Below are 20,705 nucleotides of genomic sequence, written 5' to 3'. Positions count from 1 at the left end.
CCGGCGATGGAGTCCCGATGACCTTGGCAACGCGGGTGATCCCGTGTCTCGACGTCGACGACGGCCGCGTCGTCAAGGGCGTCAACTTCGCGAACCTGCGCGATGCCGGCGACCCGGTCGAACTCGCGGAGCGCTATGACCGCGAGGGCGCCGACGAACTCACCTTCCTCGACGTCACCGCCTCGAGTTCGGGACGTTCGACGATGATCGAGGTCGTCAAGCGGACCGCCGATCAGGTCTTCATCCCGCTCACGGTCGGCGGCGGTATCCGTACCGTCGAAGATGTCGACACCATGCTGCGTGCCGGTGCCGACAAGGTGAGCGTGAACACCGCTGCCATCGCCCGTCCCGAGGTCCTGGCGGAGATGAGCCGCCGCTTCGGCTCGCAGTGCATCGTGTTGTCGGTCGACGCTCGCACCGTTCCCGACGGTTCCGAGCCGACTCCGTCGGGCTGGGAGGTCACGACACACGGCGGCCGCAAGGGCACCGGTATCGACGCCGTCGAATGGGCACGCCGCGGACAGGATCTCGGAGTGGGGGAGATCCTGCTGAACTCGATGGACGCCGACGGCACCAAGCAGGGCTTCGACCTTCGCATGCTCCGCGCCGTGCGCGTGGCGGTCTCGGTGCCGGTGATCGCCAGCGGAGGTGCGGGACGCGTCGAGGATTTCGCCCCCGCGGTGCACGCCGGTGCCGATGCCGTCCTCGCCGCGTCGGTGTTCCACTTCGGCGAACTGACGGTTGCCCAGGTGAAGTCCGCGATGCACGACGCCGGGATCACCGTCCGATGAGCGCCGGACGCCGCGTCCGACGCGCCGAACAGGGAGTCCGCCGATGACCCTCGACCCGGATCTCGCCGCACGTCTCAAGCGCAATGCCGACGGATTGTTCACGGCGGTGGCGCAGGAACGCAGCACCGGAACGGTGCTGATGGTGGCGTGGATGGACGACGTGGCCCTCGAGCGCACCCTCGCCACCCGCAAGGGCACCTACTATTCCCGGTCGCGCCAGGAGTACTGGGTGAAGGGCGAGACCAGCGGCCACACCCAGTACGTCCACGACGCGCGACTGGACTGCGACGGTGACACGGTGCTGCTCGTCGTCGATCAGGTCGGCGCGGCCTGCCACACCGGAAACCACAGCTGCTTCGACACCGAGCCGCTGGAATTCGACACCGAGCCGCTGGAATTCGACACCGAGCCGCTGGAATTCGGTGCCCGGGGCGGTACTTCCGGGGTCGACGCCGGACGCGGACCGGCCGACCCAGCACAATAGAGCGGTGAGACGGGTCCCGGGTCGCGAACCCGGGGCCCCGCCAGAGCTCGAGACCTTCGAAAGGCGGTGCGTCCATGCCCCTCATCCAGATCTCGCAGACGCCGGGACTGTCCGATCGTGTCAAACGCGAGACCATCGCGGCGGTGACCGAGGCGTACGCCAAGGCCACCGGCAAGAACCCCGATTCGGTCTGGGTGACGATCACCGAGGTGCCGCGTAACCAGTGGGGCGTCGGCGGCGAGCCGCTCGGATGACGGCCACCACCGCGGGCGGGCGGGCCGGGACAGCGGGCTCGGCCACCACGTCCCTGTCGGAGTTCCTCGACCTCGCCCGCGACCACCGGGTCGTCCCCGTCACCCGCAAGGTGCTGGCGGATTCGGAGACGCCACTGTCGGCCTACCGCAAACTCGCCGGCGACAGGTCCGGGACCTTCCTGCTCGAGTCGGCCGAGAACGGCCGGTCGTGGTCGCGCTGGTCGTTCATCGGTGCCGGTGCCCCGTCCGCACTCACCGTCGTCGACGGTCAGGCGCATTGGTGGGGCTCGGTGCCCGTCGGCGCCCCCGAGGGTGGCGACGCCCTCGACGTCCTCGCCGAGTCGCTGCGCCTCCTGCAGACCGATCCGCTGCCGGACATGCCGCCGCTCACCGGCGGTTTCGTCGGATTCATGGCCTACGACATGGTCCGGCGCCTCGAACGGCTCCCCGAGACGACGGTCGACGACCTCGGTCTGCCCGACATGATGATGGTGCTGGCCACCGACCTCGCCGCGGTCGACCACCACGAGGGCACGATCACGCTCATCGCCAACGCGGTCAACTGGGACGGTTCCGACGAGCGGGCCGAGGACGCCTACGCCGACGCCGTCGCACGCCTCGACCGGATGACCGAGGCCCTCGCGGCTCCCGCGCCCTCGACCGTGTCCACCTTCGACCGCCCGCGGCCCGACTACCGCGCGCAGCGATCCCTCGACGAGTACAGCGAGATCGTCACCGCGCTCGTGGGTGAGATCGAGGCGGGCGAAGCGTTCCAGGTCGTTCCGTCGATGCGGTTCGAGATGGACTCCGATGCCGACCCGCTCGACGTCTACCGGGTGCTGCGCGCGTCGAACCCCAGCCCCTACATGTACCTGCTGCGTATGCCCGGTACCGAGGAGAACAGCGAGACCGGCTCGCCGGACGCCATCGCCCGGAAGCCGTTCACCATCGTCGGCAGCAGTCCCGAGGCCCTGGTCACGGTGGCCGACCGGATCGCCACCACGCATCCCATCGCCGGCACCCGGTGGCGGGGTGCCACCGAGGAAGAGGACCAGCTCCTCGGCAAAGGCCTCCTGGAGGACGAGAAGGAGAACGCCGAGCACCTGATGCTGGTCGACCTCGGGCGCAACGACCTCGGACGGGTCTGCGTTCCCGGCACCGTGAAGGTCAGCGACTACCGCCACATCGAGCGCTACAGCCACGTCATGCACCTGGTGTCGACGGTGTCGGGCACGCTGCGCGACGACAAGCACGCGCTCGACGCGGTGACCGCGTGCTTCCCGGCCGGGACGCTGACCGGAGCGCCGAAGGTGCGGGCGATGGAACTGATCGACGAACACGAGAAGACGCGCCGGGGTCTCTACGGCGGCATCGTCGGCTACATCGACTTCGCGGGCAACGCCGACACCGCGATCGCCATCCGCACCGCGTTGCTCGCGCGCGGCACCGCCTACGTGCAGGCCGGCGGCGGCGTCGTCGCCGACAGCGAACCCGAATACGAGTACAACGAGGCGCGCAACAAGGCCACGGCGGTGCTCAACGCCGTCGCTGCCGCCGCAACGATGCGCCGAGTGGGGGAGACCTCGTGACCACGTCACCACCCGATCCCGAGACCATGCGCCGCAAGGCCGTTCGACGGTTGCAGATGATCGCGGCCCTCCTGATGGCCGCCACCGCCGCCGCGTTCTGGGGATCGAGCCGCATGACCTGGGCCACGATCTCGGCCGAGGACGGTCTGTCACCGCAACGCGCGTTCGAGGTCAACGGCGGGGACTGGAGTCCGTGGCTCACACCGCTGGCCCTGGTCTACCTCGCCGGCATCGCGGCAGCCCTGTCGGTTCGCGGCTGGGCACTGCGTGCCGTCGCCCTGCTGGTCGCGGCGGGCGGCGTGCTCGCAGCATTCCCGGCGATCTCCCTGATCACCGGCGGTGCCGACTCGGACTACGCCGCAGACGCCGGCAGCATCCCGGATCGGTACATCGTGCTCTACATCGACACCAACACGATCGCCGCGCTCGTCGTCCTCCTCGGCACGCTGTGTGCGGTGGGTGCCGCGGTGGCGCTCCTGCGCGTGGCCAAGGGCGCGACGCTGTCGTCGAAGTACCGGACTCCCGCCGCACGCCGCGACGAGATCGAGACCGAGATCTTCGCCGACTACGAGAAGCGCAAGTCCGCCGGGACGGAGTCGCCCGAGCCGACAACCGGACCGGGCCCCTCGGGCGCGTCGACCGACGGGAGACCGTCGCCAGGGGGGAAGCCGGACGCGAACGAACGCATGATGTGGGACGCCCTCGACACCGGGATCGATCCGACCGAGCCCTCGGACTCCGGCGACAAGTGACGACGCCGCGGGCGGGCGCCTCGCGTGGGGTGGCCCGCGGTCGGCGAGACGACGTGACGGCGGTCGCGGTGGAGGGTGTCGTGGGACACGTCAACGGCCAACCCGGCCGTATGTTGCCGGGACGGCCGGTCTACCCTGAGAACACACGACGAGCGGAAGGGAGCCAGTCGCTGTGAGCATGCCCAACGTTCTCGAGTCGATCATCGAGGGAGTGAAGGCCGACGTCGCGGCCCGCGAGGCAGTGGTCGATTTCGCGGCCGTCAAGGCGGCCTCTGCCAAGGCTCCTGACCCCAAGGACGCGCTCGCCGCGCTCCGGCTGCCCGGCATCGGCGTCATCGCGGAGGTCAAGCGCGCGAGTCCGTCGAAGGGCGAACTCGCGAGCATCGGCGATCCCGCCGAGCTCGCCCGCGCCTACGAGGACGGTGGCGCCAGGATCATCAGCGTCCTCACCGAGGAACGGCGGTTCCGCGGTTCGCTCGCCGACCTCGACGCCGTTCGCGCCGCCGTCGACATCCCGGTGCTGCGCAAGGACTTCATCGTCGGCACCTACCAGATCCACGAGGCGCGGGCGCACGGTGCGGACGTCATCCTCCTGATCGTCGCCGCGCTCGAACAGAACGTCCTCGCATCGCTGCTCGATCGCACGGAGAGCCTGGGCATGACGGCCCTCGTCGAGGTGCACACCGAAGAAGAGGCGGACCGCGCACTGGAGGCCGGTGCCTCCGTCGTGGGTGTCAATGCCCGCAACCTCAAGACTCTTCAGGTCGAGCGAGACACGTTCTCGCGCATCGCTCCCGGGCTGCCCACCGAGACCATCCGGATCGCCGAATCCGGCGTCCGCGGTACCGCTGATCTGCTGGCCTACGCCGGCGCCGGCGCCGACGCGGTCCTCGTGGGAGAGGGTCTCGTCACCAGTGGTGACCCCCGCGCCGCCGTGCGCGAACTCGTCACCGCCGGTACCCACCCGTCGTGCCCGAAACCCGTTCGCTGACTTCGCCTTCGCCTTCGGGTCGATCTCGGCCCATGTTGTCGTCGGCCCGATCGACTGTGAGATGTAGTGACCCCTCAGCCTGATTCGCCCCCCGCTTCCGCCCAGACCACTGTGCTGCCCCCGGCGAGCGTCGGTCTGACGACGCGCACGTCCATCGAGCCCGATGAGCACGGACATTTCGGCGTCTACGGCGGCCGGCACGTCCCCGAGGCGTTGATGGCAGTCATCGACGAGGTCACCACGACCTTCCAGAAGATGCGCGCCGACGACGACTTCCTCGCCGAACTCGATCGTCTGCAGCGCGATTACGCGGGCCGTCCGTCTCCGCTCTACGAGGCGAAGCGACTGTCGGAGTTCGCGGGTGGGGCACGTGTCTTCCTCAAGCGTGAGGATCTCAACCACACCGGTTCGCACAAGATCAACAACGTCCTGGGGCAGGCGCTCCTGGCTCAGCGGATGGGCAAGCACCGCGTCATCGCCGAGACCGGTGCCGGCCAGCACGGCGTCGCCACCGCGACGGCGTGCGCGCTGCTCGGTCTCGAGTGTGTGATCTACATGGGGCGCGTCGACACCGATCGCCAGGCACTCAACGTCGCCCGCATGCGTCTGCTGGGCGCGGAGGTCGTCGCCGTCGACAACGGCTCGGCGACCCTCAAGGACGCGATCAACGAAGCGATGCGTGACTGGGTCACCAACGCGCACAACACCTATTACTGCTTCGGTACGGCGGCCGGCCCGCATCCGTTCCCGGTCATGGTCCGCGACCTCCAGCGCGTCGTCGGCCTCGAGGCCCGTGTCCAGATCCTGGAGAAAGCCGGACGGTTGCCCGATGCGGTGACCGCTTGTGTCGGCGGCGGTTCCAACGCCATCGGCATCTTCCACCCGTTCATCGACGACGAAGGTGTCCGCCTGGTCGGTTTCGAGGCTGCCGGAGACGGCGTCGAAACAGGCCGTCACGCAGCGACTTTCACCGGCGGGACGCCCGGTGCGTTCCAGGGCGCCTACTCCTACCTGCTGCAGGACGACGACGGACAGACCATCGAGTCGCATTCGATCTCGGCAGGGCTGGACTACCCGGGCGTCGGACCCGAGCACGCCTACCTCAAGGACACCGGGCGTGCGGAGTACCGTCCCATCACCGACACCGAGGCCATGGACGCCCTCTCGCTGCTGAGCCGGCGCGAGGGCATCATCCCGGCGGTCGAGTCCGCTCATGCCGTGGCAGGTGCCCTGAAGCTGGGCCAGGAACTCGGTGAAGGTTCGGTCATCGTCGTGAGCCTGTCCGGGCGTGGCGACAAGGACGTGGACACCGCGGCGCGCTGGTTCGGACTGTTCGACGCTCCGCCCTCCCAGGACGAGGCCACCATCTCGCAGTCGTCGGATGTCCACAAGCCGGGAGAGCATGCATGAGCACACAGACCGCCCCGTCGAAGCTCGGTCCCGTCTTCGCACGTTGCCGCGAGGAGGGGCGTAGCGCGCTCATCGGCTATCTCCCGGTCGGTTTCCCGACGCTCGACGACTCGCTGACCTCGTTCACGACGATGGTCGATGCCGGCTGCGACATCATCGAGGTCGGGGTGCCCTACTCCGACCCGGTCATGGACGGGCCGACCATCCAGGACGCCGCCGACCTCGCCCTCACGAACGGTGTGCGCGTTCGTGATGTGTTCACCGCCGTCGAGGCGATCACCTCGGCGGGTGGCACCGCCGTCGTCATGAGCTACTGGAACCCGGTGCTCAAGTACGGGGTGGACAACTTCGCCCGCGATCTGGCCGCTGCCGGGGGAGCCGGACTCATCACCCCGAATCTGATCCCGGAAGAGGGGGCGGAGTGGCATGAGGCATCCGACGCGCACGGACTCGACCGGATCTACCTCGTCGCCCCGTCGTCGACCACCGAGCGGATCGCCCTGACCGTCGACGCCTCACGTGGTTTCGTCTACGCGGCGTCCACCATGGGTGTGACCGGTGCGCGGGATGCGGTGTCGGACATGGCACCCGAGCTGTGCGCCCGGATCCGCGATCACTCCGACATCCCGATCGGCGTCGGTCTCGGTGTGCGCAACCGCGAGCAGGCGGCTCAGATCGCCTCGTACGCCGACGGAGTCATCGTCGGGTCCGCCCTGGTGACAGCCGCCAACGCGGGGCAGGATCGTCTGGCCTCCCTGGTCTCCGAGCTGGCCGAGGGCGTGCGCTCACGCCGCGCTTCCGTCTGACCCGTCTCGCGGACCGCACCACCGCCGGGTATTGCGCGTGCGTGGCATCGAGTGCGGCCGATGGCCGCGCTGGGCATCGGGTCCGTTCGGTTAGGGTGGCACGGTGACCGCGCCGAGTTCGACGATGCTGGCCTACCTTCCCAGTCCGCCCCAGGGTGTGTGGGACATCGGACCGTTCCCGCTGCGTGCCTACGCGCTGTGCATCATCGCCGGCATCATCGTCGCGGTCTGGTGGGGCAACCGGCGATGGATCGCCCGCGGCGGTCAGGACGGCGAGGTACTCGACGTCGCGATCTGGGCCGTCCCGTTCGGACTGCTCGGTGGTCGCCTCTACCACCTCATCACCGACTGGAAGACCTACTTCGGGTCCGATGCACTCAAGGAACCGATCGACGCCCTCAAGATCTGGGACGGCGGTCTCGGGATCTGGGGAGCGGTGGCGCTCGGTGCGGTCGGTGCCTGGATCGGCGCGCGCAGGCGAGGTATCCGACTGCCCGCCTTCGGCGATGCCATCGCGCCGCCGATCCTGTTGGCGCAGGCCATCGGCCGATTGGGCAACTACTTCAACCAGGAGCTGTACGGCCGCGAGACAACGTTGCCGTGGGGACTGGAGATCTACGAGCGGGAGAACGCCGCCGGATACTCCGATCCCGGACTGATCGACGGCGTGTCCAACGGCGTCGTCGTCGCGGTGGTGCATCCGACGTTCCTCTACGAGCTGTTGTGGAACGTTCTCATTGTGGTGCTGCTCGTGGCCGTCGACCGACTGTTCCGCATCGGTCACGGCCGGCTGTTCGCGCTCTACGTCGCCGGATACTGCCTTGGCCGGTTCTTCGTGGAGTTGCTCCGCGACGATCGCGCCGCCGTCGCCAACGACATCGCGGGGATCCGACCCAACCTCTTCACCGCGGCCCTGGTGTTCCTCGGCGCGATCATCTACTTCGTGGTGGCCACCAAGGGACGTGAGCAAGGGCTCGAGATGTACCACGACGACCGCGCTGCCGAGCTGGAGGAGCAGGGGGTGGCGGGCTACGTCGACGACTGGTACGACGAGGACCTCGAACCCGAGAAGCCCGCGTCGACCGCGACTGCGCCGGCCGCAGCAGGCGCAGTCGCGACCGCCGCAGCCGGGAGCGGCGGGTCGTCGCTGTTCGATGACGACGACACGGGCGACGACGACCAGACCCCGGACCACCTGATGACGACCGGGAGCGAGGCAGTCGAAGACGAACCGGCCGACGGGGTTGCGGATACAACGGACTCGACGGGCTCGGCCGAGGTCGCAGCCACCGTGCCCACAGATGCCGGGACCGCAGATACCGGGGGAGCAGACGCCGGGACCGCAGATACCGGGGGAGCAGACGCCGGGGCCGCAGATACCGAGGCCGCGGACGGCGAGACCAAGGTTTCCGAGAACACCGAGGTTTCCGAGAACAAGGATTCCGAGGCCGAGGACACCGAGACCGCTGACGTTGCGGTGACCGCGCCCGAGGCACGTCCCGAATCCGATACCGGTGACGGGTCCGTCGGGACCGACGCCGAGTCCCTGCCCGAACCCGAGACCGAGGCCGCAACAGAGGCAGAACTCGCGGCCGCCGATCCCGAAGCCGCAACAGCGGCAGAACCCGGGTCCACCGAACCCCAGGCCACCGAACCCCAGGCCGCCGAACCCGAGGCCGCCGAACCCGAGGCCAGGGAGCCCGCTGAAGCCGCCACGGATGGCGGAGTGAACACAGACGTCGACGCCGACGCGGAGGTCGAAGCCGCCGGATCAGCCGCTGGTATCGAGGCCGACCCTGACGCCGACGAGTCCGCCGAGGCGGCGCCCGCCACCGCGGCGCCCGTCGACACCGCGAGCACCGACACCGAGAGCACCGACACCGAGACCACCGAGAACACTGACACCGAGAACACCGACACCGACACCACCGAGTCCACCGGCACCGAGCCCGCCGACCCGACGCCCGGCGAGGACGGCCCGGCCGCCGATCAGGGCAAGCGCTGACCGGCATCTTCTGACAGTCTGACCGCTCGCCTCGTGGAGGCCGGGCGGTCTGGTCGCGAGCGTCACAGGTCTCGGGAGCGGACGCCGAGTGCCACGTTCGGATAAGATCGAGTTTTCACGGCGCGCGATCCCTCCGCCCGGTACCGACGTCACGGCGCTCCACATGGTTCACACGTTCTGACTCATGGTTCGTGACACAGCCCGGTACCGATCTCGGCACGGTCACTCGCAAGCCGCGCAATGCTCCGCGGGCCAGTGCTGTCCCAATGGACACTCAGCAGCGGACCGTCGTCTCGGTCCGAGTGGAGGTACAGATGCTGTTTTCCGCGCTCCCGGCCAAGCAAGGGCTCTACGACCCGGAGGCCGAGGTCGATTCGTGCGGCGTCGCGATGGTCACCGACATCCACGGTCGCCGTTCGCATTCGATCGTTGCCGACGGGCTCCTTGCGCTCGAGAACCTCGAGCACCGCGGGGCCGCCGGGGCCGAGACGAACAGTGGTGACGGCGCCGGGATCCTGATCCAGCTACCCGATGAACTGCTGCGCGCAACCGTGGATTTCGACCTCCCGGAACCCGCGGCGGACGGCTCGCACACCTATGCTGCCGGGATCTGTTTCCTGCCCATGGACATCGATTCGCGACGCGCGGCGATCGAACGTGTCGAGGCGCTCGCGGCCGACGAGGGCATCACGATCCTGGGTTGGCGAGACCTGCCGGTCGACCACGAGCACGCGGACGTCGGCGGTACGGCCGTGGCCTGCATGCCGTACATGATGCAGCTGTTCGTGACCGTGGACCCCGAGGCGGGTGCCGAGCGCATCGCCGGGCTGGCACTCGATCGTCACATCTATGCGTTCCGCAAACAGGCCGAACGCGTGACCCCGGAGATCGAGGAAGCCGGGACCGGGCTGTACTTCCCGTCGTTGTCGAGCCGCACCATGGTCTACAAGGGCATGCTCACCACCATGCAGCTGCCGCTCTACTATGCGGATCTGCGCGACGACCGTTGCCAGAGCGCGATCGCCATCGTGCATTCGCGCTTCTCCACCAACACCTTTCCGTCGTGGCCGCTCGCTCATCCGTTCCGGTTCGTCGCCCACAACGGCGAGATCAACACGGTCCGGGGCAACCGCAACCGGATGCGGGCGCGCGAGGCCCTGCTCGAGACCGATCTCATCCCGGGAGACCTCCGCCGCGCTTTCCCGATCTGCACCCCGGAGGCCTCGGATTCGGCATCGCTCGACGAGGTGCTCGAACTCCTGCACCTCGGCGGACGCAGTGTTCCGCACGCGGTGATGATGATGGTGCCCGAGGCGTGGGAGAACGTCCCCGACATGGATCCCGGGCGGCGTGCGTTCCTGCGGTTCAACGCGTCGCTGATGGAGGCGTGGGACGGCCCCGCCTGCGTGACCTTCACCGACGGCACCGTCGTCGGTGCGGTCCTCGACCGCAATGGTCTCCGGCCGGGGAGGTGGTGGCAGACCCGCGACGGTCGCGTCATCCTCGCCTCGGAGGCGGGCGTCCTCGACGTCCCGGTGGACGAGGTCATCAGCAAGGGCCGGCTCGAACCCGGCCGGATGTTTCTCGTCGACACCGAACAGGGCCGGATCATCCCGGACGAGGAGATCAAAGGCGAGCTGATGGGCGCCGAAGCCTACGACGAGTGGTTGCATGCCGGGCTCCTGGACATCGCGACGCTGCCGGATCGGCCGGTGTTCCAACCCAATCACGACACGGTCGTGCGGCGGCAGATCTCGTTCGGCTACACCGAGGAGGACCTTCGTGTCCTGCTCACACCGATGGCGGCGTCGGGATACGAACCCCTGGGTTCGATGGGTACCGACACCCCGGTCGCGGTGCTCTCGCAGCGCTCACGCCTGCTCTACGACTACTTCGTCGAACTCTTCGCCCAGGTGACCAATCCGCCGCTGGACGCGATCCGCGAGGAGATCGTGACCTCGATGGCCCGCGTCATGGGTCCGGAACAGAACCTGCTGCGGCCGACCGCGGCGTCGTGTCGACAGATCATGGTGCACTGGCCCGTGCTGGACAACGCCGAGCTGGCGAAACTCGTGCACATCAACGACGACGGCGACAACCCCGGGCTGTCGGCGAAGGTCCTGCGCGCGCTGTACGAGGTGTCCGAGGGTGGCCCGGGACTCGCGGCCGCGCTCGAAGACCTGCGACGGCGCGCCAGCCAGGCGATCGCCGAAGGTCACACCACGCTCGTGATCTCCGACCGCCTGACCGACTCCGATCACGCGCCCATCCCGTCGCTGCTCGCGACGTCGGCGGTGCACCATCACCTCGTGCGCACCAAGGAGCGCACCCGCGTGGCACTCGTGGTGGAGTCCGGCGATGCCCGCGAGGTCCATCACATCGCGACCCTCATCGGTTTCGGTGCGGCCGCGGTCAACCCGTATCTCGCGCTGGAGACGATCGAGGATCTGATCGCCGAGGGTGAGCTCACCGGGGTGACGCGGGCCAAGGCGATCGGCAACTACCTCGAGGCGCTCGGCAAGGGCGTGCTCAAGGTGATGAGCAAGATGGGTATCTCCACCATCAGCTCGTACACCGCGGCACAGGCTTTCGAGGCTGTCGGCCTGTCCTCGGAGGTGGTGCGCGAGTACTTCACGCGCACGGTGTCCCGGATCGAGGGCGTCGGACTCGACGAACTGGCCGAAGAGGTGCGCATCCGCCACCACCGCGCCTTCCCGGAGAACCCCACCGAGCAGGTGTACCGCCGGCTCGAGGTGGGCGGGGAGTACCAGTACCGGCGCGAGGGCGAGCTGCACCTGTTCACGCCCGAGACCATCTTCCTGCTGCAGCACGCCACCAAGACAGGGCAGGCCGAGATCTTCCGGAAGTACTCCGACGAGGTCGACCGCCTGTCCCGCGAGGGCGGCACGCTGCGCGGACTGTTCGACTTCGATCTCGATGCGCGCGAACCGATCCCGCTCGACGAGGTGGAACCCGTCGAGGCGATCATGAAGCGCTTCAACACCGGGGCGATGAGCTATGGCTCGATCTCGGCGGAGGCCCACGAGACGATCGCGATGGCGATGAACAGGATCGGCGGCCGCTCGAACTCGGGGGAGGGCGGGGAGGATGTCGAGCGTCTCTACGATCCGGAACGACGCAGCGCCGTCAAACAGGTCGCGTCGGGCCGTTTCGGCGTGACCAGTGACTACCTGATCAACGCGACCGACATCCAGATCAAGATGGCCCAGGGTGCCAAACCCGGTGAGGGCGGGCAACTCCCGGCGTACAAGGTGTATCCGTGGATCGCCAAGACCCGGCATTCGACGCCGGGCGTCGCCCTGATCTCACCGCCCCCACACCATGACATCTATTCGATCGAGGATCTGGCGCAACTGATCCACGACCTGAAGAACGCGAACTCGCAGGCCCGCATCCACGTCAAACTCGTCAGCGCCGTCGGCGTGGGAACCGTCGCGACGGGAGTGTCGAAGGCTCACGCCGATGTCGTCCTCATCTCCGGACACGACGGTGGCACCGGGGCGTCTCCGCTGACGTCGCTGAAACATGCCGGTACGCCCTGGGAGATCGGACTCGCCGACGCCCAGCAGACCTTGATGCTGAACGGTTTACGCGACCGCATCACGGTGCAGTGCGACGGCGCGCTGCGCACCGGCCGGGATGTCATCACCGCGGCCCTGCTCGGCGCCGAGGAGTACGGTTTCTCGACGGCACCGCTGATCGTCGCCGGGTGCATCATGATGCGCGTCTGCCATCTCGACACCTGCCCGGTCGGTGTCGCGACGCAGAATCCGCTGCTGCGGTCACGGTTCACCGGGCAGGTCGACCACTTGGTCAACTTCTTCCGGTTCATCGCCGAGGACGTCCGGGAGCATCTGGCGCGGTTGGGCTATCGCACGCTCGACGAGGCCATCGGCCAGTCCGACAGGCTGCACACCGACACCGCCGTGGCGCACTGGAAGTCTCGCGGTCTCGATCTCACACCGATCTTCCGCAAGGTCGAGGGCAAGGGGCCGAGCCGTCGCATGCGCGGGCAGGAGCACGGTCTGGAGCGTGCGCTCGACCAGACCATGATCCAGCTCGCCGAGGGCGCGCTCGAAGACGCCCATCCCGTGACCTTGGAACTACCGGTCCGCAACGTGAACCGCACTGTCGGAACGCTGCTCGGCGCCGAGGTCACGCGACGCTACGGGGCGGACGGGCTCGCCCCGGACACGATCACGGTGAAGCTCACCGGGTCGGCGGGACAGTCGCTCGGTGCCTTCCTGCCGCCGGGCGTGACCATCAAGCTCACCGGTGACACCAACGACTACGTCGGCAAGGGGCTGTGCGGTGGCACCATCGTGGTGGCACCGGACCCCGACTCGTTGTTCGTCGCCGAGGACCAGGTGATCGCGGGCAACACGATCCTCTACGGCGCGACCTCGGGCGAGGTTTACCTGCGAGGCCGTGTCGGAGAACGCTTCTCCGTGCGCAACTCCGGCGCGACCGCGGTCGTCGAGGGCGTGGGTGATCACGCCTGCGAGTACATGACCGGGGGGCGTGTCGTCGTCCTCGGGCCCACCGGGCGCAATCTCGCGGCCGGGATGTCCGGCGGCATCGCGTTCGTCCACGACCTCGACCACCAGAAGGTCAACATGGCCATGGTCAAACTGATGCGACCCGATCCCGAAGATCTGACCTGGCTCAAGCAGACCATCATCAGGCACACCGAGTTGACCGGTTCGGCGATCGGTGCGTCGATCCTCGCGGATTGGCCCCGGCGGTGCCTGGCGTTCACCAAGGTCATGCCCACCGATTACAAGCGTGTTCTCGACGCGGCCCGCATGGCCGAGGCCGAGGGACGCGACGTCGACTCAGCGATCATGGAGGCAGCACGTGGCTGATCCGCGCGGATTCCTGGAGATCCCGAGAAAAGAAGCGAAGTACCGTCCGGTCGCCGAACGCGTCCAGGACTGGGCCGATGTGTACGAGCACGCCGACAACCCGGCCAAGGTGCTCGACGAGGTGAGCACGCAGGCCCGTCGATGCATGGATTGCGGTATCCCGTTCTGCCACTCCGGAACCGCGGGTTGCCCCCTGGGTAACCTCATCCCGGAGTGGAACGATCTCGTGCGGCGCGGGCGATGGGATGCGGCGAGCGACCGGCTGCACGCCACCAACAACTTTCCGGAGTTCACCGGCATGGTGTGCCCGGCGCCGTGCGAGGCGGCCTGCGTGCTCTCGATCTCGGAGCAGGCGACCGGCGGTAGCGTGACCATCAAACGCATCGAGAAGACCATCGCCTACGAATCGTGGGCCGAAGGAGTGATCGGTCCGGAGCCACCGGAGTCCAAGACCGGCAAATCGGTCGGGGTGGTCGGTTCGGGACCGGCCGGACTCGCTGTGGCGCAACAGCTCACCCGCGCCGGACACGACGTGACGGTGTACGAACGTGACGACCGCCTCGGTGGGTTGCTGCGTTACGGCATCCCCGAGTACAAATTGCAGAAATCCGACATCGACCGTCGGGTGGCGCAGATGCGTGCCGAGGGAACGACATTCGTCACCAACTGCGATGTGGGTACCGAGCTGACGGTCGCCGATCTGCGGGCCCGGCACGACGCCCTCGTCCTCGCCGTCGGCGCGATGGAGGCCCGCGACAATCCGGTTCCCGGCCGTGAGCTCAACGGCGTCCATCTCGCCATGGAGCATCTCGTTCCCGCCAACCGGGAGTGTGAGGGTGACGGCCCGTCGCCGGTCACCGCGGCCGGCAAGCACGTCGTCATCATCGGCGGCGGAGACACCGGCGCCGACTGCCTGGGCACCGCCCACCGCCAGGGTGCGGCATCGGTCGTCCAGCTCGACTACAACCCGGAACTCCCCGGTCAGCGCGACGACGAGCGGTCGCCGTGGCCGACGTGGCCACTGGTGATGCGCACGTCGAGTGCACATGACGAGGGTGGCGAGCGTCTGCACCAGGTGGCGGTTCAGCGGTTCGTCGGCGACGACGACGGGAACGTCACCGCGCTGGTGCTCGCCGAGGTCGAGGTGACGCGCGGTGCGGACGGTCGACGGGAGATCACCCCGGTCGGCGAGGAGTTCGAGATTCCCTGCCAGCTCGCGTTGTTCGCGATCGGGTTCGCCGGTGTGCGTCGCGGCGAACTGCTCGACGATCTCGAGATCGAGCTCAATCCGCGTGGGGTGATCGGGTGCGGCAGCGACTGGCAGACCGACGCGCCCGGCGTGTTCGTGTGCGGTGACGCCCACCGGGGTGCCTCGCTCGTGGTGTGGGCGATCGCCGAGGGCCGGTCGACAGCGCGTGCGGTCGACGAGTTCCTCGTCGGTGAATCCGATCTGCCCTCTCCTGTCCGTCCGGCTGCGCTCCCGCTCTCGTTGCGCTGACCGGGGCGTGGACCGCCGAATTCTCGCGGCCGCAACAAGTTAAGTAAATTTCATACCCGGCGGTAGCCCGCCGCCACCAGCGGTAACGTCGAATGGCCGGCCGGTGACAACTGATCCGCGACATGGAGTTGGACGGTCGATGAGGACTAAGGTGGCCTGTGTGACACGCCGAACCAAGATCGTCTGCACCCTCGGCCCGGCCACCGCAAGCGACGAGCGTCTGAAAGAGCTCGTCGAATGCGGCATGGACGTGGCCCGAATGAACTTCAGCCACGGCACGCATGAGGACCATGCGGCCGTCTATGCGCGCGTCCGCAAGGCCTCGGACGCCACGGAGAAGGCCGTGGGCGTCCTCGCCGATCTCCAGGGTCCCAAGATCCGCCTCGGCCGTTTCGACGGTTGCGACGGTTCGACGGTCTGGGAGACCGGCGAGGAGGTCCGTATCACCGTCGACGACGTCAAGGGTGACCACGACCGCGTCTCCACCACCTACAAGCAACTCGCCGAGGACGCGAGCGCGGGCGACCGCCTGCTCGTCGACGACGGCAAGGTCGGCCTCACGGTCTCGGCGGTGGAGGGCAACGACGTCGTCTGCACCGTCACCGAGGGCGGCCCCGTGAGCAACAACAAGGGACTGTCCCTACCGGGTATGAGCGTCTCCGTGCCTGCGATGTCGGAGAAGGACGTCGCCGACCTCGAGTTCGCGCTGGGCCTGGGTGTGGACATGGTCGCGCTGTCGTTCGTCCGCAGCCCGTCCGACATCGAGCTCGTCCACGAGGTCATGGACCGCGTCGGGCGCCGGGTCCCGGTGATCGCGAAACTCGAGAAGCCGGAGGCGATCGACAATCTCGAGGCCATCGTCCTCGCCTTCGACGCGATCATGGTCGCCCGCGGCGATCTCGGCGTCGAGCTGCCGCTCGAAGAAGTGCCGCTGGTGCAGAAGCGGGCCATCCAGATGGCGCGCGAGAACGCGAAGCCGGTGATCGTGGCGACGCAGATGCTGGACTCCATGATCGAGAACTCGCGCCCGACGCGCGCGGAGGCCTCAGACGTCGCGAACGCGGTGCTCGACGGCGCGGACGCGGTGATGTTGTCCGGTGAGACCTCGGTCGGCAAGTATCCGCTGGAGACGGTGCGCACGATGGATCGCATCTGCCGCGCTGTCGAGAGCGGCCCGCGTGATGTGCCGCCGCTGTCGCACGTGCCGCGCACCAAGCGCGGTGTGATCTCCTACGCGGCCCGTGACATCGGCGAGCGCCTGGAGGTCAAGGCGCTGGTGGCCTTCACCCAGTCCGGGGACACCGTCCGCCGTCTCGCCCGCCTGCACTCACGGCTGCCGCTGCTGGCGTTCACGCCGACGCAGGCCGTGCGCAGTCAGCTCGCGCTGAGCTGGGGTACGGAGACGTTCATCGTCGACCGCGTCGACACGACCGACCACATGATCGATCAGGTCGACCACCAGCTGTTGCGTATCGGCCGACTCGCCGAGGGCGACGTCGTGGTGATCGTCGCCGGCGCGCCGCCCGGCACCGTCGGTTCGACGAACCTGATCCACGTTCACCGCATCGGCGAGCAGGATCACTGACCCCCCCTCGCCGGGTCCGTCCCGGCGAGGACGTCGGTCGGGGCGGTGCATGCCGCCGCACCGACCGGCCATAGGGTGTGGGGCATGACCGCGGACCAGGCCGGAGATCTCGACAAGCTGCTCGCCCTGCTCGACGTCGAACGTCAGGACGAGAACCTGTTCATCGGGCACCATCCCGAGCAGGTCACCGCCCGCACGTTCGGTGGCCAGCTGCTCGGTCAAGGCGTCGTCGCCGCGGCTCGGACCCTGAGCCGCGGCAACCCGCCGATCCACGCGCTGCACGCCCACTTCATCCGCGGCGGCGACGTCACCATTCCGATGGAGTACCACGTCGACCGCTTCCGCGACGGACGGTCGTTCGCCAACCGGCAGGTGACCGCGAAGCAGGGCGGCGAAGAGATCTTCACGATGCTGGTCGCGTTCCAGGACAACACCGCGGGTCTCGAGCACGCGGTCGAGATCCCGCAGGTGCCTTATCCCGAGGAATTGCCTACTCTCGGAGAACATTTCAAGGGTTACGAAGAACGGATCGCGACGTTCGTCAACGCCTTGCATCCCATCGACATCCGTTTCGCCAACGATCCGAGCTGGAAGGCGAAGGAGTCGGGGGAGCGGCTCACCGACAACCGGGTCTGGATGAAGGCGGACGGCACGATGCCCGACGATCCCGTGATGCACGTCGCCGCAATGTGTTACGCCTCGGACACCACCGTTCTCGACTCGATCATCACCACCCACGGACTGTCCTGGGGAATCGACAGGCTCTTCGCCGCGACCGTGAACCACTCGATGTGGTTCCACCGCGAGTTCCGCTTCGACGACTGGCTGTTGTACGCCACCCGCTCGCCGGTGGCGACCGGTTCGAGGGGTATGGGCTCGGGTCGTTTCTGGAAGCGAGACGGAACGCTCGCGACCTCGGTCGTGCAGGAGGCGTTGATCAAGTACTTCCCGCCCAAGAAGTGAGCGCGGCGAGCGTGGCAGACCGATGACCGCCCAGCACGGCTCCGGGCCCGAGATGTGGCTGGACCCCGGACCGCCGTTGCCGCGTCGGACGTGGCAGCGGCGCACACGGGTGCCGGTCATCGTCGCGACCTCGATCGCGATGGTCGTCTTCGCCGTCATCGTGGCCGCTGCCGTCATCGCGGGTCTGCTGGCGACGCCCACTTTCACCGCCAAGGGCGGGGTGGTCGCGGACTGTACGCGAGAGGTCGCAACGCTCCCGGGTGGCGGAACGCTCGCCCGAGGTGCCTCGGTCGTGCTCTACGACGCGGCCGGTGGCGAAGTTGCCACGACGACACTGTCGGTGTTCCTCCGAGGCGACGACGGTTGTCAGCTGACCTTCGAGGTCGACGGTGTCGAGCGCATCGACGCCGGCTACCTGGTCACCCTCGGTGATGCTGCTGGTCCGCGGTTCTCGCAGCCGGTCTCGACGGCGGCCCTCGAACAAGGTGTCGTGCTGCGCCCGCTCGGTTGAGGCCGTCGCCCGGTGCGCCCGAGTGACATCGTCGCGGTTGTCCGGACACCGGATGAACGTCGGGTTAAACTTCGCCGGATCATCGTTGAGTCTCCGAAGCCGTTGTGCGGACCGGCTCCTCGGTTAGATCGACCCGAGTTCGTCGACCGGGATGTCCGTGGTGATGTCCGAAGCGAGGAGTGTGCGTGGAGTACAGCATCGACTGGGGCAACGAGGTGTGGGCCAGTCTCAAATGGTTGGCCATCGCGTTCGCGATCTCGGCCGCGGCCGTCCTTGTCATCGGATACCTGCTGGCGCGGTTCAGTCGGTGGGGCGGGCCGCTGTGGCGCGTCATCGGCGGCTTCTTCACCGGGCGGGAGACTCGGGTCGCCGCATGGGGGCTCGTCGTCGCGCTGACCCTGCTGTCGCTCTTCGGCGTGCGGGTCTCAGTGCTCGTCTCCTATTGGAGCAACGACCTCTTCACATCGCTCCAGACCGCAGGCGAGGGGTTGGCCGCGGGGGGTCCGCAGGGCGCGGAGATGCTCGAGATGGGCAAGAGTGCCTTCTGGCACTCGATGGCCGTGTTCGGCATTCTCGCGACCATTCATGTCGTTCGTACGATGGTCGAGATCTACGTGGGCGCGGCGTTCGAGATTCGGTTGCGCTACTGGCTCACCGAGGGTGCCACCGCGGACTGGATGGCCGGCCGCGCCTTCTACCGCAACCGTTTCGTCGACCTGAGCGCAGGGTTGCTGCGCCGCAGGCGGTTCGGGCGCGGCAAGTCCGATCTCCAGCAAAGGCCGACCGACATCCACCCGGGTGTGGACAACCCTGATCAACGTATCGAAGCCGACATCACCACGGTCGTGTCCTCGGGTTCGACACTGTTCTGGGGCGGGGGCGGATCGTCGACGAACGGTGTCCTTCCGGCCTGTGCGTCGATCGTGTCGTTCGCGATCGTGCTCTGGGAACTCTCCGGACCGCTGACCGTCTTCGGTGTCGAGATCCCGCGCATGATGATGTGGCTGGTACTGGTGTACGTGCTCGTCGCCAGCGTCGTCGCGTTCGCCATCGGCCGCCCACTGATCCGGCTGAACTTCTGGCGTGAACGCCTGACCGCCAACTTCCGCTACGCACTCGTCCGGATCCGCGACGGCGCGGAGAACGTCGCCTTCTACAGCGGTGAGCGCGTCGAGCACACCAACCTGATGTCCCGCTTCCGTGCCGTCGTCAAGAACTTCTGGCAGATCATCCACGTGCAGTTGGCCTTCGTCGGCTGGAACTTCAGCGTCACGCAACTGTCGGTGGTGTTCCCGTACCTCGTGCAGGCACCACGATTCTTCGACGGACAGATCAAGCTCGGTGACGTGTCGCAGACGTCGTCGGCGTTCGCCGAGATGCACGATGCTCTCTCGTTCTTCCGAAACGCCTACGACGACTTCACAGTTCTGCGGGCGTCGATCATCCGTCTCGACGGCCTCGCCGACGCCGACGCACGCTCGCGGTCGCTGCCCGAGGTGAAGACCGCCGACCGCGACCGCGCTGTCGCCCTGTCCGACATCGACATCAAGACGCCCGACGGCGACGAGTTGATCCGCGCGCTCAACCTGTCGCTGAGTCCGGGGTCCGCGCTCGTCGTCAAGGGGCGCTCGGGTTCGGGCAAGACCACCCTGCTCCGCGGGCTCGCCGGGCTGTGGCCGTTCATCGACGGCGAATTCGCCCGGCCACCGGGGGAGCACACGCTGTTCCTCTCGCAGATGCCCTACATCCCGCTGGGCGACCTGCGGACCGCCGTCGCATATCCAGCCCTGCCCGACGACATCGGCGACGACGCCATCAGAGCCGCCCTGGAGAAGGTCTTCCTCCCGCATCTGGTCAACCGGCTCCACGACGAGGAGGACTGGGTCAAGGTCCTGTCGCCGGGCGAGCAGCAACGAGTCGCGTTCGCCCGCATCCTGCTGACACGGCCGCAAGCGGTGTTCATGGACGAAGCCACCTCGGCCGTCGACGAGGGTCTGGAGTTCTCGCTGTATTCGCTCATCCGGACCGAGCTGCCGGAGACGATCCTGGTGTCGGTCAGTCATCGCAGCTCCACCGATCAGCACCACACCGAAGTGCTCCAGCTGACAGGCGGCGGCGCGTGGACCCTCGACCCGATTCAGGAAGGTCCTTCGCTGGACAAACAGTCGTGACCAGTTGAT

General features: G+C 67.9%; 15 protein-coding genes. All 15 read left to right on the top strand.

The window, feature by feature from the left end:
- Nucleotides 1-17 precede the first annotated feature (17 nt).
- On the top strand, nt 18-791 hold the full coding sequence (hisF, locus tag ACSUZC_RS14045) for an imidazole glycerol phosphate synthase subunit HisF (protein ID WP_439029146.1): 774 nt from the start codon (nt 18-20) through the stop codon (nt 789-791).
- 43 nt (nt 792-834) lie between these two features.
- A complete protein-coding gene (gene hisI / locus ACSUZC_RS14040; protein WP_439029145.1) occupies nt 835-1,275 on the top strand; it encodes a phosphoribosyl-AMP cyclohydrolase in 441 nt (146 codons plus the stop codon).
- A gap of 74 nt (nt 1,276-1,349) precedes the next feature.
- On the top strand, nt 1,350-1,529 hold the full coding sequence (locus ACSUZC_RS14035; RefSeq protein ID WP_004021167.1) for a tautomerase family protein: 180 nt from the start codon (nt 1,350-1,352) through the stop codon (nt 1,527-1,529).
- Entirely contained in the window at nt 1,526-3,118 is a 1,593-nt protein-coding gene (locus ACSUZC_RS14030; protein WP_439029144.1) for an anthranilate synthase component I, read from the top strand. The genes ACSUZC_RS14035 and ACSUZC_RS14030 overlap by 4 nt, the downstream gene beginning before the upstream one ends.
- Nucleotides 3,119-3,144: 26 nt before the next feature.
- Nucleotides 3,145-3,870, top strand: a complete 726-nt coding sequence (locus ACSUZC_RS14025) for a TIGR02234 family membrane protein (protein WP_439033125.1) — start codon at nt 3,145-3,147, stop codon at nt 3,868-3,870.
- Nucleotides 3,871-4,042: 172 nt separating this feature from the next.
- A complete protein-coding gene (gene trpC, locus ACSUZC_RS14020; RefSeq protein ID WP_439029143.1) occupies nt 4,043-4,861 on the top strand; it encodes an indole-3-glycerol phosphate synthase TrpC in 819 nt (272 codons plus the stop codon).
- A gap of 66 nt (nt 4,862-4,927) precedes the next feature.
- Nucleotides 4,928-6,271: a tryptophan synthase subunit beta gene (gene trpB / locus ACSUZC_RS14015; RefSeq protein ID WP_439029142.1), complete on the top strand. Its 1,344-nt coding sequence runs from the start codon at nt 4,928-4,930 to the stop codon at nt 6,269-6,271.
- Nucleotides 6,268-7,077 carry a tryptophan synthase subunit alpha gene (gene trpA / locus ACSUZC_RS14010; protein WP_439029141.1) on the top strand — a complete coding sequence of 270 codons (810 nt, stop codon included), beginning with the start codon at nt 6,268-6,270 and terminating at the stop codon, nt 7,075-7,077. The genes trpB and trpA overlap by 4 nt, the downstream gene beginning before the upstream one ends.
- A 103-nt stretch (nt 7,078-7,180) precedes the next feature.
- Nucleotides 7,181-9,082 carry a prolipoprotein diacylglyceryl transferase gene (gene lgt / locus ACSUZC_RS14005; protein ID WP_439029140.1) on the top strand — a complete coding sequence of 634 codons (1,902 nt, stop codon included), beginning with the start codon at nt 7,181-7,183 and terminating at the stop codon, nt 9,080-9,082.
- 314 nt (nt 9,083-9,396) lie between these two features.
- A complete protein-coding gene (gene gltB / locus ACSUZC_RS14000) occupies nt 9,397-13,968 on the top strand; it encodes a glutamate synthase large subunit (RefSeq protein ID WP_439029139.1) in 4,572 nt (1,523 codons plus the stop codon).
- Nucleotides 13,961-15,466, top strand: a complete 1,506-nt coding sequence (locus ACSUZC_RS13995; protein WP_439029138.1) for a glutamate synthase subunit beta — start codon at nt 13,961-13,963, stop codon at nt 15,464-15,466. Before gltB ends, ACSUZC_RS13995 begins: the two co-directional genes overlap by 8 nt.
- Nucleotides 15,467-15,626: 160 nt before the next feature.
- The gene (pyk, locus tag ACSUZC_RS13990) at nt 15,627-17,051 is read left to right on the top strand and encodes a pyruvate kinase (protein ID WP_439029137.1); all 1,425 of its coding nucleotides are present in this window, start codon (nt 15,627-15,629) and stop codon (nt 17,049-17,051) included.
- Nucleotides 17,052-17,135: 84 nt separating this feature from the next.
- The gene (locus tag ACSUZC_RS13985; protein WP_439029136.1) at nt 17,136-18,014 is read left to right on the top strand and encodes an acyl-CoA thioesterase; all 879 of its coding nucleotides are present in this window, start codon (nt 17,136-17,138) and stop codon (nt 18,012-18,014) included.
- 22 nt (nt 18,015-18,036) lie between these two features.
- Nucleotides 18,037-18,525, top strand: coding sequence for a hypothetical protein (locus ACSUZC_RS13980; protein ID WP_439029135.1), 489 nt, complete (start codon nt 18,037-18,039; stop codon nt 18,523-18,525).
- A gap of 185 nt (nt 18,526-18,710) precedes the next feature.
- The gene (locus ACSUZC_RS13975) at nt 18,711-20,696 is read left to right on the top strand and encodes an ABC transporter ATP-binding protein/permease (RefSeq protein ID WP_439029134.1); all 1,986 of its coding nucleotides are present in this window, start codon (nt 18,711-18,713) and stop codon (nt 20,694-20,696) included.
- Nucleotides 20,697-20,705 lie beyond the last annotated feature (9 nt).

Source organism: Gordonia terrae (assembly GCF_051789125.1).
In the GTDB taxonomy this organism is placed as follows: domain Bacteria; phylum Actinomycetota; class Actinomycetes; order Mycobacteriales; family Mycobacteriaceae; genus Gordonia; species Gordonia terrae_A.
The sequence above is the reverse complement of the archived record's forward strand: the minus strand, read 5'-3'. Positions and strand labels throughout refer to the sequence as shown.

Coding starts and splice junctions, on each gene's coding strand:
- hisF (WP_439029146.1), top strand. CDS start 18: ATGACCTTGGCAACGCGGGTGATCCCGTGTCTCGACGTCGACGACGGC.
- hisI (WP_439029145.1), top strand. CDS start 835: ATGACCCTCGACCCGGATCTCGCCGCACGTCTCAAGCGCAATGCCGAC.
- ACSUZC_RS14035 (WP_004021167.1), top strand. CDS start 1,350: ATGCCCCTCATCCAGATCTCGCAGACGCCGGGACTGTCCGATCGTGTC.
- ACSUZC_RS14030 (WP_439029144.1), top strand. CDS start 1,526: ATGACGGCCACCACCGCGGGCGGGCGGGCCGGGACAGCGGGCTCGGCC.
- ACSUZC_RS14025 (WP_439033125.1), top strand. CDS start 3,145: ATGCGCCGCAAGGCCGTTCGACGGTTGCAGATGATCGCGGCCCTCCTG.
- trpA (WP_439029141.1), top strand. CDS start 6,268: ATGAGCACACAGACCGCCCCGTCGAAGCTCGGTCCCGTCTTCGCACGT.
- gltB (WP_439029139.1), top strand. CDS start 9,397: ATGCTGTTTTCCGCGCTCCCGGCCAAGCAAGGGCTCTACGACCCGGAG.
- ACSUZC_RS13985 (WP_439029136.1), top strand. CDS start 17,136: ATGACCGCGGACCAGGCCGGAGATCTCGACAAGCTGCTCGCCCTGCTC.
- ACSUZC_RS13980 (WP_439029135.1), top strand. CDS start 18,037: ATGACCGCCCAGCACGGCTCCGGGCCCGAGATGTGGCTGGACCCCGGA.